At 64.6% G+C, this 15,290-nt stretch carries 10 protein-coding genes; 7 read left to right on the forward strand and 3 right to left on the reverse strand.

Translation table 11 applies throughout. From position 1 onward, the window contains the following. Positions 1–120 precede the first annotated feature (120 nt). From SH412_RS15610 to SH412_RS15635, 6 genes are all read left to right on the forward strand, one after another. Positions 121–2,553, forward strand: coding sequence for a PQQ-dependent sugar dehydrogenase (locus tag SH412_RS15610; protein ID WP_336518943.1), 2,433 nt, complete (start codon positions 121–123; stop codon positions 2,551–2,553). A 34-nt stretch (positions 2,554–2,587) separates the two neighbouring features. Further along, positions 2,588–4,276 (forward strand): hypothetical protein, encoded by a 1,689-nt coding sequence (locus SH412_RS15615; protein ID WP_336518944.1) that lies wholly within the window; start codon positions 2,588–2,590, stop codon positions 4,274–4,276. Positions 4,277–4,425: 149 nt separating this feature from the next. Continuing rightward, complete coding sequence (locus SH412_RS15620; protein ID WP_336518945.1) at positions 4,426–5,274, forward strand: hypothetical protein; 849 nt, start codon at positions 4,426–4,428, stop codon at positions 5,272–5,274. 121 nt (positions 5,275–5,395) lie between these two features. Further along, complete coding sequence (locus SH412_RS15625; protein WP_336518946.1) at positions 5,396–8,893, forward strand: PSD1 and planctomycete cytochrome C domain-containing protein; 3,498 nt, start codon at positions 5,396–5,398, stop codon at positions 8,891–8,893. A 10-nt stretch (positions 8,894–8,903) separates the two neighbouring features. Further along, positions 8,904–10,391 carry a DUF1501 domain-containing protein gene (locus tag SH412_RS15630; RefSeq protein WP_336518947.1) on the forward strand — a complete coding sequence of 496 codons (1,488 nt, stop codon included), beginning with the start codon at positions 8,904–8,906 and terminating at the stop codon, positions 10,389–10,391. Between the two features lie 132 nt (positions 10,392–10,523). Further along, the gene (locus tag SH412_RS15635) at positions 10,524–11,312 is read left to right on the forward strand and encodes a hypothetical protein (protein WP_336518948.1); all 789 of its coding nucleotides are present in this window, start codon (positions 10,524–10,526) and stop codon (positions 11,310–11,312) included. Positions 11,313–11,534: 222 nt separating this feature from the next. Here the strand turns inward: SH412_RS15635 and SH412_RS15640 are convergent, their stop codons facing one another. The 3 genes from SH412_RS15640 to SH412_RS15650 all read right to left on the reverse strand — a co-directional run bounded on the left by SH412_RS15640 (position 11,535) and on the right by SH412_RS15650 (position 13,268). Beyond that, complete coding sequence (locus SH412_RS15640) at positions 11,535–12,002, reverse strand: hypothetical protein (RefSeq protein ID WP_336518949.1); 468 nt, start codon at positions 12,000–12,002, stop codon at positions 11,535–11,537. 312 nt (positions 12,003–12,314) lie between these two features. Then, positions 12,315–12,683, reverse strand: coding sequence for a hypothetical protein (locus tag SH412_RS15645; RefSeq protein WP_336518950.1), 369 nt, complete (start codon positions 12,681–12,683; stop codon positions 12,315–12,317). A gap of 33 nt (positions 12,684–12,716) precedes the next feature. Then, on the reverse strand, positions 12,717–13,268 hold the full coding sequence (locus tag SH412_RS15650) for a hypothetical protein (protein ID WP_336518951.1): 552 nt from the start codon (positions 13,266–13,268) through the stop codon (positions 12,717–12,719). Between the two features lie 236 nt (positions 13,269–13,504). On the opposite strand from SH412_RS15650, the gene SH412_RS15655 reads away from it, so the two are divergent. After that, positions 13,505–14,575, forward strand: a complete 1,071-nt coding sequence (locus SH412_RS15655; RefSeq protein ID WP_336518952.1) for a hypothetical protein — start codon at positions 13,505–13,507, stop codon at positions 14,573–14,575. Positions 14,576–15,290: the final 715 nt, after the last annotated feature.

The following is a 15,290-nucleotide window of genomic DNA, read 5'->3' on the forward strand; positions in this document are numbered from 1 at the left end:
CGCCAGGCTCGGCGACTCCCGTCTACCCAGCGATCTCCGGCACGGCGTCACCGGCGACCTCAACAGGTCTGCACGACTCATCACTCATTCCACTTTGCACCAGAACCCGGAGCCCAACGCATGGATCAACCGGAACCACTCCAAGGGGCGAAGCGTGCGTGGCGTCGCGCGGGACTGGCCGCAGGAGGAATAATCGCCCTCGCAGCACTGGCGCTGACTGCGTTGCCATCCCGGATACCACAGCCATTGCGGATCGCTCCGCCGGCGCCTTCCGCCAATTCCGTTCGGCCCGCTCCCATTCGACTCCCGGCGACCCCCGGACACTTCCTGCCGTTTGTCTGCGAACCGGCGTTTGGGGAACACAAGTTCTGGGACCCGCTGTTTGTGGCGCCGCTGGGAGAAGACCGCACCACGCTCCTCGTCGTCGAGCGGTCGGGAACCGTCCAGGCCATCCGCAGGAATGACCAGGGCGATTTCTCCCGCTCAGCCTTTCTGAACCTCGAATCTCAGACCGTGCTGACCGCCTTTCGAGCCGGAGAAGGACTTCTCGGACTGGCCCTCCATCCCGAGTTCTCCCGTCAGACTTCGCCGCATCGCGGCGAAGTCTTTGCGTTTTATGTCGGACGGAGCGAGCAGGGCCTCGTCTGCCGCCTCTCCCGCTTCCGCACGTTCCCCGGCCAGCTCGATCGAGTTGACCCGGCCACCGAAGAAATCCTCATTGACCAGCTCGATCATCACCAGGCCCACAACGCCGGCAGCCTCGCCTTCGGCCCCGACGGCTTTCTCTACGTGGCCGTCGGCGACGATGCCAACGACGGTCCGAATTCCCATGCCCAGCAAATCGGCCGCGATCTGTTCTCCGGCGTCCTCAGAATCGACGTCGATCGCCGCGGCGGAACAATCAGCCATGCCCCTCCCCGCCAGCCGGCAACCGGAAAGACCGCCGGATATCTGATCCCGTCCGACAACCCCTTCGTCGGTGAGCCCGACGCCCTCGAAGAGTTCTACGCCATCGGCCTCCGAAATCCGTGGCGAATGTCCTTCGACCGAAAGTCCGGGAAACTCTACGTCTCCGACCCCGGCGACAAATCTCGCGAAGAAATCAATCTCGTCGAGAAAGGGAGCAACTGCGGCTGGGGCGACTGGGAAGGAACTCTCGAGAACCGCACGGCGCCAGCCTCCAGCGCCCGACGCGGCATCCCCACGCCCCCCCTCTTCGAATACACGCGCGACTTCGCCCATCGCTGCGTCATCGGTGGCTACGTCTATCGCGGCCCCAGCTTCCCCGAGTTGCAGGGGCAATACGTCTATGCCGATCAGAGCGGTCGCATTTACGCCCTGGAGCTCCTCGACGAAGGAACTCGCGCCGGCGAGAACCGCCTGATCGCCATGCTCCCCGAACCCGGGATCGGCATCTCCTCCCTGGGCGAAGACGTCGACGGCGAACTCTACTTCTGCCTGATCGGAAAACTCGCCTCGGAAACCGGCAGCGTTTACCGCCTGCGAAAAACCGCCCCGACTGAGCGCGACGCCATGCCCCCGACGCTGGCCGACACCGGACTCTTCCTCGACGAGTCGGCCTCGACTCCCCACCCCCGCCTGACTCCCTTCGAAGTCAACACTCCCCTCTGGTCGGATGGCGCCGACAAACGGCGCTGGATCGCCCCCCCGCCCGACAAACAGGTCACGCTCAAGGAGGACGGGCAACTCGACATTCCCGCCGGCGCCGTCTTCGTCAAACACTTCGCCCTGGCCACCGACCGGCGGCGCCCGGAACAACTGCGACCGCTCGAAACACGCGTCCTGATCTGCAGCCCCGGCGGCGATGTCTTCGGCGCCTCGTACCGCTGGTCAGCGGACGGACACGAGACGCGCATCGTCAACTTTAACGAGGAAGAAGTCATCGAATGCGTCGACGGCCAGGGGCGGCCTGCGCAACAGACCTGGATGTATCCGGGACGCTTTGAGTGCCTGCTCTGCCACAACGACGCCTCCGGACACATCCTCGGCTTCTCCCTGAAACAGCTCGACCGGGACGTGCCCTGTCCCGGCGGAGAATCGCTGCATCAGTTCGAAGTTCTGTCGCTGAACGGAGTCATTTCCCCGGCCGATGCCGCGCTCGCCCGGTCGACGCCCCGGCAGCCGCTGGCTCCGCTGCACGACGCGACGGCGTCGCTGGAGGACCGCGTCCGCTCGTACCTGCATGTAAACTGCTCGGTATGCCACAACCCCGAGCGGCAGTTTGCCGCCTTCGACGCTCGATTTCTGCACCCCATTCCGTACACAGGCATCGTGAACGGCCCCGCGTATCACGCCGGCCCTCCCGGCCCCAATACTCGGATCATTCGACCGGGTGACCTGGAACACTCCATGATCTACCTGAGAATGTCGTCCTCCGTCCCCGAAAGCCGCATGCCCCCTCTCGGCTCGACCGTTGTCGATGCCCAGGCGGCCGCTGTGATCGCCGAGTGGATTCAGTCCCTCCCGCCGGATCGGACGGCGGCCCCTCCCGTCACCCATGTCGAGGAAGTCCGCGATAACTTCCGCAGGTAACAAGGCGACGAGACACTCCCGGCGGACGCCCACCATGTCTGCGGACCAACGGACTTCATCGCCCCCTCGCTGGTCGTGGTCCTCCATCGACGCCGGGATCGTCGCCCTGCTGATCGCACTGTCGATCGCGATATTTCTCAACCGCGGTCCGACAGCGTATGACTGGCCCGCCATCGATATGGCCGCGTTCTACGAACGCCAGGCCGACCCCGCGTTTCTCCCGCACGACGACTTCACGAACGCCGCGTCTCAGGCGAATCCGCGACTCATTTTCGGCAATCTGGTCCTCGGCCTCATCGAGCTGTTCCGAGTCGACTGGTACGCGATCTACTTCGCGCTGAAGGTGCTGCTGGTCGTCGCTTTTCCGCCCCTCTGGTACCTGACGCTCCTCGCCGCCGTCCGCGAACGCCTCTCCGACGACCGACGGCAAGGCATTGCACGCGTGCTCGCCGGTCTCGCCGTCGCCCTGATCATGAACCGCAACTTCGCCGCATGGTTCTCCATCGCCTGGTGGACCCCGTACCCCCTCTTTGTCGGCCCGCACCCCTTCTCGCTCCTCCTCGGTCTGCTGGCGATCGTCATTGACTCCCGGCTCTCCGGCCGGCGCGCTGCCGCCACCCTTCCCCTCTGGATCGCCGCCACCCTGATCCATCCAGCGATCGGCCTGATCGTCTGGTGCTTCGCCGGACTGACCACCGTCCGCCGAACGGACTGGATAATGCATGCCATTCGAGGACTTCTGGGAGTACTCCTCCCGGCCTTGGCCGTCTCCCGGTGGTATCGGCCCGCATCCCCCCTGTCGACTGCGGAGTTCACCGACGTCTATCTCCGGATGAGCCATCCGTTCCACTACGACCTCGCTCAACTCGGCAGCCATACGAAGTACCCGTGGTGGGTCAGCCTGCTGCTGCTCCTCGGACTGATGGCCGCCACCGGAATCGCCGCCTGGCGCATCCGCCGGCCACGACTGGCAGCGTTGGCGGGCCTCTACATCCTGGCCTGCACCGGCTCTCTGGCGCTGCAGTACGTCGGCGCCGAGGTCTGGCCCTCGAAGCAGATCGTCCAGCTTGGCCCGACCCGCTTCTGCTCGGTCGGCTTCTACCTGCTGGCGGTGCTCGTCCTCTCAGTCGCCCTCGAACTCAAGCCCCCCGTCCAGCCGCTGCCAGCACTCCTGCAGCGTTTCTTCATCGCCCTCCAGCGACTTTTCACCCCCGCGCGCACGACGGTTGCCGCACTCGTCGCGGCTGTCGCGCTCTTTGCAAACTGCAGAGACGATCTGCAGTCGATCCGGGATCGCTCGCCGGCCTTCTACGACTGGGTCGACGCCTCAACGTCCCCCGACGCCGTCTTCCACCTCCCCTACACGAACAAGCTCCATCAGGATCTCCCCGTCCTCGGCCGACGGGCGGTCCTCGCCTCCGAGGCCTTTCCGTTCCGCGAAGACGCCTTCCGCGAGTACGCCCGTCGGCTGGAAATCGGCTACGGCAGCCTGGACCGGCTCCGGGACTTTCCCGGACGAAGCATTCTCGACCGTCGCAACAACTTCTACCGCTCGCTGACCCCGGCGGACTTCGTCCGCATCGCCGACCAGTTTCGCCTGGACTACGCGATCGTCGATCAGTCGCATCGATCGGCCTTTGTCGGACGTCTCCCCTGCTTTGAGGATGAGCACATCGCAGTCTTCTCGCTCGAAACGCTCCGCAAACCGCCAAGTTCTCGTTGACCTCCATGCCGAATTTCGCCTACAAGTCCCGACTCCCTGTGATCCATTTCGAGATTCCCCTCTGTGAGGCCGGTTCCGTGGCTCGGGCCGCTGCTCGAACCCGACGACTGTCGCGACCGTGGGTATGGCTGATCCTTCTGGGTTCGGCCGTGCTCGGCGGCTGCAGCCTCATTCCCGGCCTCGACCGCGAAAACGTCTCCACCAATCGCCCGCTGCTGCCGCAGATGCAAGCCGGCAGCGGCACGATCCAGCTCGAACTGATCTTTGTCGAACGCTCCCCCGAAGACCCCCTCCTCGGCCCCGCCCTGTGGCGCGAAGTCGACCAGATCGGCGCCCTCCCCCCCAGGACTCGCAGCACCCTCCAGCGGAACGGGTTCCGGATCGGCCACGTCAGCTCGAACCCCCCGGAAGCTCTGCAGACGCTCCTCGGCATGGTTTCCGAAATCACCGATGCCGACGCCGACTCCCAGAACCTCCTGAAAGGTCGTCGGCTGGTCGTCCAGTCCGGCAAGGAAACCGAAGTCCAGACCAGCCCCCCCCTCGAATCCTGCACGATCAAACTTCCCGAGGACGAGGAATCCGAACGGACGTTTGCCAACGCCCGTTGCGTCTTCAGCGTCCGCGCCGTCCGACTGCAGGATGGCTGGGTTCGCGTCGACTTCCTCCCCGAAGTCCACCACGGCGAATCGGTCCTCCGTCGCCAGGCCGCCGAAACCGGCTGGATCCTCAAGGGAGGACAGCAGGTCCTCGCCCGCGAGGCCCAGAAATTCTCGATCACGCTCGGCGTCGGCGAATTCGCCGTCATCACCGCCGAAGACGGCCTCGAAGGGACGCTCGGCGACAGCTTCTTCCGCACCCGCGACGGCGACACCAAACGCCAGCGGCTGCTGGTCGTCCGCCTCGCCGACATGGGCCGGGCCGACCCCATTTACCAGCCCAAATCCGGCTCCCGCCCGTCGCCGATCAAACACAACCCCGTCCAGCTCACCCCGCAGTAATCTCCCGGAACTCTCCCAGACCGGGATGGCACGCATCAACCCCCGTTGATAGCATAGTCTCGCCGCAGCGAAACACCCTCCCTGGTCGTGCCGTTTCCCTGGCCTCGCGGGAATCATCGCCATGTTCGCCATCTACCGGCGCTGGTTCGTCGCATGCTTCATCGGTCTGGCTGCGCCGTCTTCGTTGTGCGCCGCCGAACCGGTCGACTACACCCGTCAGATCAAGCCGCTCCTCAAAGCCCGCTGCTATGCCTGCCACGGCGCCCTCAAACAGGAAGCCGGTCTCCGCCTCGATACCGCCCGCTCCATGCAGCAGACCGCCGACGGAGCACCGGTCGTCAAACCCGGCCTCCCCGACAAGAGCCCCCTGCTGGACCGACTCACCGCGGAATTGGCCGATGGCCGCATGCCTCCCGAAGGCCACCCCCTCGCCCCGGAAGAAATTGCCGCCATCCGCGCCTGGATCGCCGCGGGCGCCCCCTCCCCGGACCGCGAAGAACCCGAGCAGGATCCCCGTCAGCACTGGGCCTTCCAGACCGTTGTCCGCCCCGCCGTCCCGACTCTCGATGACAGCGCCTGGAGCCGCAACCCGATCGACTCCTTCATCGCGGCCGAACTCACGCGGCAGGGCCTGACGCCGCAACCTCCCGCGGCAAAGTCCGCCCTGCTCCGCCGCGTGACGCTCGATCTCACCGGGCTCCCTCCCACGCGCGGCGAGCTCCAGGCCTTTCTCGCGGACGACGCTCCCGACGCCTATGAACGCCTCGTCGACCGCCTGTTGGCAAGCCCTCAACACGGCGAACGCTGGGCCAGGCACTGGATGGACGTCTGGCGCTACAGCGACTGGTACGGCCGCCGGATGGTCCCCGACGTCTGGAACAGCGCCCCGCAGATCTGGCGCTGGCGGGACTGGATCGTCCGCTCGCTCAACGCCGACAAGGGCTACGACCGCATGGTCGCCGAAATGCTCGCCGCGGACGAAATTGCTCCCGAGGACCCCGAGGCCGGCTATGCCACCGGCTACCTCATCCGCAACTGGTACGCCCTCAATCCGAACGACTGGATGCGCAGCAACGTCGAGCACGCTGGCAAGGCGTTTCTGGGACTGACCTTCAACTGCGCCCACTGTCACGATCACAAATACGACCCGATCACCCAGGAAGATTACTTCCGCCTGCGGGCCTTCTTCGAACCGATCGGCATCCGCCAGGACCGCGTCCCGGGCGAAGCCGACCCGGGCCCCTTTCAGGAGTACAACTACTCCACGCTCCGCAAGGTCGTCCGCATCGGCTCAGTCCAGATCTTCGACAAGTCCCCCGACGCTCCCACCTGGTTCTACACCGGCGGCGACGAACGCAACCGCGTCGCCGACAAGGGCTCCATCGCTCCGGGATTCCCCGCCTTCCTGGCCAGCACCGCCAGCCCGATCGAACCCCGCACGCTTCCGCCGCGCGCCTGGTATCCCGGCCTGCAGCCTGGCATTCAAGACACGCTCCTCGCCGAAACACGCTCGGCCATCACCGCCAGCGAAACCGCTCTCGCCGCCAGCCGACGGGCCATCGAAACCGCCCTGCCCCCCCTGCAGATGCAACTCGCGCAGGCCGAAACCGCATTCGCCGCGGCCCGGCAGTCCGCCGCCGCCGTTAGTCAGTCGAGCGCACTCTCCGGCCGGCAATCTCTCCTCCTCGACGCCACCGCAGGTCGTCGGCTCGTCCAGCGCACGCTGCCGCACCTGTCTCCCCTCGTCGACGGCACCGAACTGCAGTTTCAGCTCCGCATCTTGAAAGACGCGCACGTCAACTTCCAGCTCGCCAAGGACCATCTCAAAGGCCTGACCGCCGGCTATGTCGCCTTCGATCAGGGCCGGATCGTCTCCTACAAACCCGGCTCATTCACCGAGCTCGAAGTCGGCCGCTACAGTTTCGCCGCCGGTCAGCGGCAATTCGAAGTCAGCCTGCAATTCCAGCCCGCCGCCGATCAGTGTCTGCTGACCATCCACTCGCACGCTCCCCGGCAGTTGCTGGTGGAGAACGTCCCGGTCGCCCTCAACGGCTGGAACCCCGCCGGCGATCCCACCAAAGCCATCTCCTTCGACGCCCACACCGGCAGCGTGGCCGCCTTCGACGACGTCCTGCTGATTGAGCCCGGCGCCACGCAAAGCCACCCGGCCAGCGCCCTGGCCCCATCCCGGCCCCTGGAATCGTTTGACTTCGAACCACCCCTTTATCCAGAAGGCCGCGACGTTGTCGGCGTCGACGGCTGGATCGGCTCCTCGTTCAGCCAGGCCCCCGCGACCTCGCTCATCTCGCTCATGATCGACGACCCGCAGCTTCAGACTCTGCTGACCAGCCTTCGCGCCGCCCGGCAGGCCGTCGCCGCCCAGAAGCTGCAACTCCAGGCCCTCACCGCCCGCGAAGTCGCCGCCCGCGCCGAGCTGACCAGCCTCGAAGCCCGCATCGCCGCCGATCGCGCCAGATTCGGCGAAACCCCCGGCGCGGATGTCGAAAGCCTGACCCGCACCGCCAGCCTCGCCCATCGCGACGCCGCCCTGAAGACCGCTCAGGCCGACCTGCTTGCTGCCGAACAAGCCCTCGCTGCCGCCGAAGCCAAACCCGCCAGCGACGCGAGCCGGGCCAAGGAGATCGATGCCGCCGGCAAACAGATCGCCGCAAAACAGACCGCACTGCAGCAGGCGCAGACCGCCTTCGACGACCCCGCCCAGGCGATGAGCTATCCCCCTCTGTCACCCACCTATCCCTCAACCAGCACCGGCCGCCGCAAAGCCCTCGTCGAGTGGATCGGCAACAGGCAGAACCCCCTCACCGCCCGCGTCGCCGTCAACCACATCTGGCTCCGCCATTTCCACGCGCCGCTCGTCGCAACCGTCTCCGACTTCGGCCGGAACGGCGCCGCCCCCACTCACCCGGCCCTGCTCGACTGGCTCGCCGCCGAGCTGATGGACTCCGGCTGGAGCATGCGGCATCTCCATCGCCTCATCGTCACCAGCGAGGCCTACCGCATGTCCTCCGCCGCCGGCTCAGGCACGGAGCACGCGCAGTCCGTCGATCCCGAAAACCACTCTCTCTGGCGGATGAACGTCGGCCGCATGGAAGCCGAAGTCCTCCGCGACAGCCTGCTCTACAGCGCCAACCGGCTCGATGGACAGATCGGCGGGCAGGAACTGGAAAACAAAGTGGCCCTCACCACCTTCCGCCGGACTCTCTACTACAGTTGCAACCCCGAGCTCGACGGCAAAAGCCAGTTTGGCGCCCTCTTCGACGCCCCCGAACCTGCCGACTGCTACCGCCGGACACGCAGCGTCATCCCCCAGCAGGCCCTCGCCCTCACCAACAGCCAGCTCGTCCACGAACTGAGCGGCGTCCTCGCCACCCAGCTCCAAGCGTCCCTCCCCGTCGAACAGCAATCGCAACCGGACGCATTCATCATCGCCGCCAGCGAGCAGATTCTGGCCCGCTCTCCCACCGATCGGGAGCTGCAGCTCTGCCGGCAGTTCCTGTCGCCGCCGACCGCGCCCGACGTCTCCACCGATCCCCAGGCCCTGCGCGAAAGCCTCGTCCGCGCCCTGCTCAATCACAATGATTTCGTCGCCATCCGCTGAAAGCCTCGCCATGCCGACCGAATCCGCACACACCTCCTGCAACTGCCAGTCCCGGCGGGCATTCCTGTCCGATCTCGGAATGGGTTTCACCGGCCTCTCACTCGGAGCCCTGCTTGCCCGGGACGGCGTCCTCCGCGCCGGCGAAACCGCCAGCACGCCCACCGGCCTCCCGCACTTCGCTCCCAGGGCCAAATCGATCATCTGGGTCTTTCTCTCGGGCGGCTACAGCCACCTCGAAACCTTCGATCCCAAACCGGCCCTCAATCAGTACGCCGGCATGACCTTCGACAAAACCCCGTTCGAAAACCCCGTCCACTCTCCGCTCCACAAAAAACGCTTCCGCTCCGTCGCCGCCGAAGAAATCAACGTCCGCGACGTCTATCCCACGATCTACCCCATGCAGGTCGGCTGGAACAAACACGGCGAAAGCGGCATCGAAATCACCGACTGGTGGCCCCACCTTTCTCGGTGCGTCGACGATCTCTGCTTCGTCCGCAACATGTGGACCACCGACAACGACCACGCCGCCGAAAACCAGATCCACACCGGCCGCCACCGCCTCGACGAACCCCAGCCCACCATCGGTTCCTGGGCCCACTACGGCCTCGGCTCGCTCAACGACAATCTCCCCAGCTACGTCGTTCTTGGCGGACCGACCCGCACCGACACCCGGCAGTCGATTGATTCGTACTACCTCGGCCCCCAGCACGCCGGCGTCCCTCTCGCCCTCGATCCCAAAGAGCCCCTCCCCTTCGGTCAGCGGGCCGGCAAGCAGACCGCCGCCGAGCAGCGCCGCGAATACGAACTGATCGGCCAGCTCAACGAACTCTCCGCGGTTGAGTACCCCGACGACCCCGATCTGCGCGCCCGCATCCGCGCCTACGAACTCGCCTTCCGGATGCAGTCCGCCACCCCCGATGCCATCGACCTCGCCAGCGAAACCGCCGCCACTCAGCAGCTCTACGGACTCGACCAGGACGCCACCAAACTCGCCGGCCAGCGCCTCCTCGCCGCCCGCCGGCTCGTCGAACGGGGCGTCCGCTTCGTACAGGTCTTCCCCTCCACCTACGGCGTCTGGGACTCCCACCAGAAGCTCAAAGACAATCACACCCGTCTCTGCGCGACCATCGACAAGCCGATCGCCGGCCTGATCCAGGACCTCAAGCAGCGCGGACTGATGGACGACGTCACCGTCGTCTTCTGCACGGAATTCGGCCGGACGCCCGGCCTTGAGCTCCGCGGCGGCGGCAAAGACGGCCGCGACCACCACCCCAACGGCTTCACCATCTGGATGGCCGGGGCCGGCATCAAGAAGGGCTACGTCCACGGCGCCACCGACGAGCTCGGCTACCACGCCCTCGGCGACGGCCACTACGTGACCGACCTGCACGCCACCGTTCTGCACCTGCTCGGCCTCGACAACCGCCGGCTGGAAATCCCCGGCCGTAAACGCCTAGATATGGACTTCGGCCAAGTCATGCACGACGTCCTGGCGTGAGTCGCCCCCGTAGGGTGGGCTCCCGCTCACCATCTTCTGATTGGCCCCGAACAGGGGCGCCAGAGCCATAGCCCCGTGCCGTGAGGCCGGGGGGATGCGTCGCCCCGAAAATCCTCCCCGGAACTCACTCCCATGCACTCCACTCTCGCCACATTCTTGACACTGGCCCTCGCCCAGCCCCCTGCCCCCCTCGTCACCGAAGGCTTCGACGACGCGAAGCTGCTGAGTCGCGGCTGGTACGACGGCCAGAAGTTCGACGTCGACCGCACCGGCATGCACCGCGGCGACGGCTGCCTGATGTATCACTGGAAAACGGGCGGCACCACGCCCGACAACTCCTCGGGCGTCCGCCGGCTCTTCGAACCGACCGAAACCGTCTACCTCCGCTGTCACCTCAAACTCTCCAAAGACTGGGGCTGGACCGGACGCAACTATCACCCCCACCTCATGCACTTCATGACCACCGAAAACGCCAAGTGGGCCGGCCCGGCGGCCAGCCGCCTCACCGTCTACATCGAACCCTGCAACGGCAAGCTGCGGCTGGCCGCCCAGGACATCCAGAATAAGGACGCCCCGCACGGCCTCACCCAGGGTCCCCTCCGCGGCGGTTACAACGGGACGATGTTCGACAGCCAGGAAAAACTGTTCGTCGACGACCAGTGGCATCAGATCGAAGCCCAGTTCACGCTGAACTCGCTCGATCTGAAGAACGATAAACCGAACGCCGACGGCATCGTCCGCGGCTGGTTCGACGGCAAACTCGTCATCGACCGGACCGACGTCGTCCTCCGCTCGACCGACTTTCCGAACATGAAGTTCAACCAGTTTCTGCTGACCCCCTACTTCGGCCCCGGCCTCCTGCCGCACGAGCAGATGCTGTGGATCGATGAGCTGACCGTGGGAACCGCCCGGCCCGAATAGCCCATAGAGCTGGTCGAAGTGAGCGGGCAATTCGGACGATCGTCAGGTCCGCGGTGAACTCTCTCCCGACGGATCCAGCCCGGCACACGGCCCCGCAGGCCGCCCCAGATCGCCGCGTTCTCCGACGAAATCACCGTCGAACTCAAGCCGCTGGATCCCTTGTCTGCCCCCGCTTGAATTTCAATCCGCTCAGGCGGAAGGCGTCGGCGCCGGTCCGGCAGACTACTTCAGCAGGCGAGTCTCTCTGAATCCACAGACGCGCCACAAGATAGTCTTCGTCGTCTCAATCATGGCTGCACCGATGAGAACCACGCACATAAAACCGGTGAATGGGATCATGATGATCTTCATCAGCCATCCCGAGTCCGCGAAGAGGACGAACCCTCCTGCCATCCCCGCAATCCCCGCAACGGCCAATGTCCCAAACCAGACCACTCGCGAACAGAAGATGCGTTCCAGGGACGTTGCCCGGGCACTGTGGCGAGCACGGTAGTCGGTGATCTTCTCACCAGTGTCAGCCCAAGCGAATTCACACACCGGCCGAAACCCGTCACACACAGCACACCAGGTCTGAGGGACATCCGACAGGGGATTCGACATCTCTTCGAACGCATGCTCGCGCACCTCCGTCGTACCCTGGCATGTTTCGTGGACGTAGGTGCGACTCTCTGGGACGGGCGGCTTGGTCATGAGGAAGTCAGCTCCAGAACGGCAGGTACAATCGACTCCTTCGAGATTGCTCACCGAGAACCTCAAGCATCGTAGCCACGCCATCCCCCATTCGTAAGGCGAATGCTCACTTCACTCGCATTTCACATCCGGGACATCCTGAGACGGTGAGTGGCCCCGGTTGTCATTTCGATGGCTACCGGGGTCGTGCAGCGACAGGAGGGCGTGCGAGACGATTGTGGCATGACCCTCCTGTCATCTTCGCCACCCGGATCGACCGCAGACGGCCAATCTGGCCCACCCCGCCGAAGTAACCGTTCGCCGTCTCGCCCCTCACCAGAACTTCCACCACGGCCGCACCGTCTGAGGCATCGCATCGTCCGGCAGATCTTCAGCCCGCGCATAAACCTCCCCATCATCCCCCTGCACGACGCCCCCCAGCTTTTCGCCAAGCTGCAGCAGCTTCCCCAGAATCGCCCGGTCGGGGTGCTTGGTCGTGATGCAGCCGTCGGTCCAGTCGAACCAGCCCCCCTCCGGATATGAACACGGCCCCGACCAGACGGCAAAATACGGCCCATTCGCCGGATCGATCCGCAGCTCCAGATCGCCCTCCACGACCGCCAGCCACTCCTCGACGGCAATCGGCCGCTCGTGGCTCTCCGCCCAGTCCTCAGCGCGGGTCAGGTGAACTTCCCAGCCCATGATGGCTCCCTCCTGTCGCGCGAAACGTGCCGATTACGGCGTCTTCAGATGTTTCGAATACACCTCAATATAGCGCTCATCGAACCGCACCCGGGTGATGTCGCGGAACCGGATCGTTGTCGGTTCATCATCCCATTGCCCGAGGGCATCGAAGTGCCGGAAGGAAACCGTAGCTTTGTTCAACTTCTCAATCCGCCCGATGTAAAACTCGTCGAGGTCTTCGTCGCCGGTCTCGCACTCGATGATCAGGTTCTTTCCAGATGTCTGCAACGACTTGAGAACAGTGCGCCAGTCGGTCAGGTCGACGCGGACCGGAGGCAGCGCCGGTCGGATCTTCTCCCCTTTCAGCATCCGTTCGCTGAAGCGCTCCAGGCGGCCGCTGCGAACTGCAGTCACGTCCGCGAGATTCACGATGCTGTAGCCGTCGAGACGGAAGCTCGATTCATCCTGCAGCAGAACCAGTTTCGGGCCGACGTCGAGCACGAAATGATAGTCGGCCGACTGAGACACGCCGGAGCGGGCGATCCGGGCATACTGCCGCTTCGCCTGAACAGTCTGCAGTTTTTCAATGGCGGTCGTGATCATGGTTGTTTCGCAGTCCTCTCTAACCGACAGCTCATCGGAATGAATGACATTCCGATGGTCGGCCGAAACCTTGCGACACGGACGAGCTGCCCAAGGTTCGGCAGAGTGACCATTCCCAGCGGAGACGAAACTCGCAGCGCCGTGCGAGAGTTGATCTACCGGCCGACGACGAGTTCGGCTAGATCTTAGCCGTTATTCTTCCTGAGGAGTCAGCGATGTTGCGGTCACTCAAAGCTTTGCTGGTCCTGTGCCTTGCGTCATCTGCAGCGTTTTCAACCAACGCCGACGACAGCCAGCCAGTCGATGCGACAATGGCCGAGAATACTGACGCCCGGGTCAAGACTCTACAGCGTCTAGTCAGTGACTGGAAAGGGCGCGAAGACTTCGTCGACTTCCCCGTTCAAACGACCTTCCGCAAGCTGGATCGGGCTCATTTCAATCCCGAGACACATGCCGATGTCCACTGGGAGCTGACCGAACTCCTGCACGCCGCCCTCAAGCAGCAGCCTCAGCCAAAGGCATACGCCGTCGCGCGGCGGGCTCTGACCGATGCGAGGAACGATGCTGGACGAATCACCGCACTCTGGCTCCTGGTGAACCTGGGCACGAAACAGGATGATGTGCTCGCCAGTCTGACCGACGCGCTCTCATCGTCGGATTGCACATCGTATGAAGCGGATTTCATCCGCCATAACGCGTTACCCCAGCTTTTCGGATTGGGAACCGCAACCGTTGATGAGATCGGCCGTAGGATGATCGCCGTCGCAGTTCGTCAGGAGATTAAGGCCTCCAGTCGAGCCGCCGCGCTGGAATCGTTGTCAACATTCAGATGGATGGTCATCACTTACCGTGGTACTCCGGCGTTTCAGCGTGACCTTCGAAACGTGACCGAGTCGCTGTTCCTCGACCCAAAACAACCGACGGACGTCCGGAATGGTGCTGCGACCATTCTGGCCACGGAGAACTCGCTCTCGCCGCCCATCACCAAACTGGCCCTCGAACTTGCGGAGGATCTGCAGCAGGATCCCCTGCTCCGCCGGTCGGCATTCCGTTTGTTAAATCGCGCGCCCGACGGCTTGCGAGGTCGTTGCATCAACGCGGCAATTCGCACGCTTGACCAGTTACCTGGGCAGGACGGGGCGAAACTGGGAATCGCAGCTCTGGACATACTCAAAACGCACGGTTCGGGTGCGGAGACCGAGCGGGCGGCGGTTGAACGGCTGCTGAAAGGCGATTCCACCGACCGCACGCTGATCATCAGGGCTTACGAGACCGCGGAGCGACTGGGCCGGTTGGCGGATCAATGAATCCCGCGAGAAGCCATCCTCCCTCATCGGCCAGCCCGGCCGCAGGCCGGGCGGCTTCGCCGCAAGACGCCGCCGATGAACACTCAACCGCTCGTAGATTGCATATCGCCAGAGCAACGGAATGCACCTCATTTCCGGCTCACGACTCCTTTCGACATTCCGCCTTCCTCATTCGACATTTCCTCTTCTTGGCGTCTTTGCGTTCCGTTTCGCGCCTTTGCGTGAAATCTTCCCCCCTCCGGTCCTCTCTGCGATCTCCTCCGGCCTCTGCGTCTCCGCGAGAAATCTTCCGCATTTTTCGAATTTCCCCGAAAACTGCTCTTGCACGACAGACGAACCAGTGTCAGCGTGTCCTCTTGTCGGGTGCGAGGCGAGCTGGATCCACGGCGCGGACGGCCGCGCTGCTCGAGCGCACAATCCCGGCTGCGGGCCTGATCAGGGCCCAGGGGGGACTTCTCGAAAGGGAGGTCCCAGGGCGCACTTTGTGCGCGCATTCCTCGGCGTCGAGTCTTCCCGTTGCGTCCCCGCGCAAGGTCAGACCTGATCCAGTGCCAGCCGAAAGACGGGGCGGGAGCGGTTGATTCAGGACCGTTCCCGCTCTGTCCTGGCCGGCCAACCTGAGCCACTTCGCAGAGCGAACTCCCCGAGTCCCGCCCGGCGCCCCCGTGCGCGCTCCGCTCCCGTCACTTTGCACTTCTCATTTTGCATTTTTCAC

The sequence above is a fragment of the Planctellipticum variicoloris genome (genome assembly GCF_030622045.1).
In the GTDB taxonomy this organism is placed as follows: Bacteria; Planctomycetota; Planctomycetia; order Planctomycetales; family Planctomycetaceae; genus Planctellipticum; species Planctellipticum variicoloris.

Bases quoted from the DNA above. Each gene is read 5' to 3' on its own strand.
- SH412_RS15615 (WP_336518944.1), top strand. From the start codon at position 2,588: ATGTCTGCGGACCAACGGACTTCATCGCCCCCTCGCTGGTCGTGGTCC.
- SH412_RS15640 (WP_336518949.1), bottom strand. From the start codon at position 12,002: ATGACCAAGCCGCCCGTCCCAGAGAGTCGCACCTACGTCCACGAAACA.
- SH412_RS15645 (WP_336518950.1), bottom strand. From the start codon at position 12,683: ATGGGCTGGGAAGTTCACCTGACCCGCGCTGAGGACTGGGCGGAGAGC.
- SH412_RS15630 (WP_336518947.1), top strand. From the start codon at position 8,904: ATGCCGACCGAATCCGCACACACCTCCTGCAACTGCCAGTCCCGGCGG.
- SH412_RS15635 (WP_336518948.1), top strand. From the start codon at position 10,524: ATGCACTCCACTCTCGCCACATTCTTGACACTGGCCCTCGCCCAGCCC.
- SH412_RS15650 (WP_336518951.1), bottom strand. From the start codon at position 13,268: ATGATCACGACCGCCATTGAAAAACTGCAGACTGTTCAGGCGAAGCGG.
- SH412_RS15625 (WP_336518946.1), top strand. From the start codon at position 5,396: ATGTTCGCCATCTACCGGCGCTGGTTCGTCGCATGCTTCATCGGTCTG.
- SH412_RS15610 (WP_336518943.1), top strand. From the start codon at position 121: ATGGATCAACCGGAACCACTCCAAGGGGCGAAGCGTGCGTGGCGTCGC.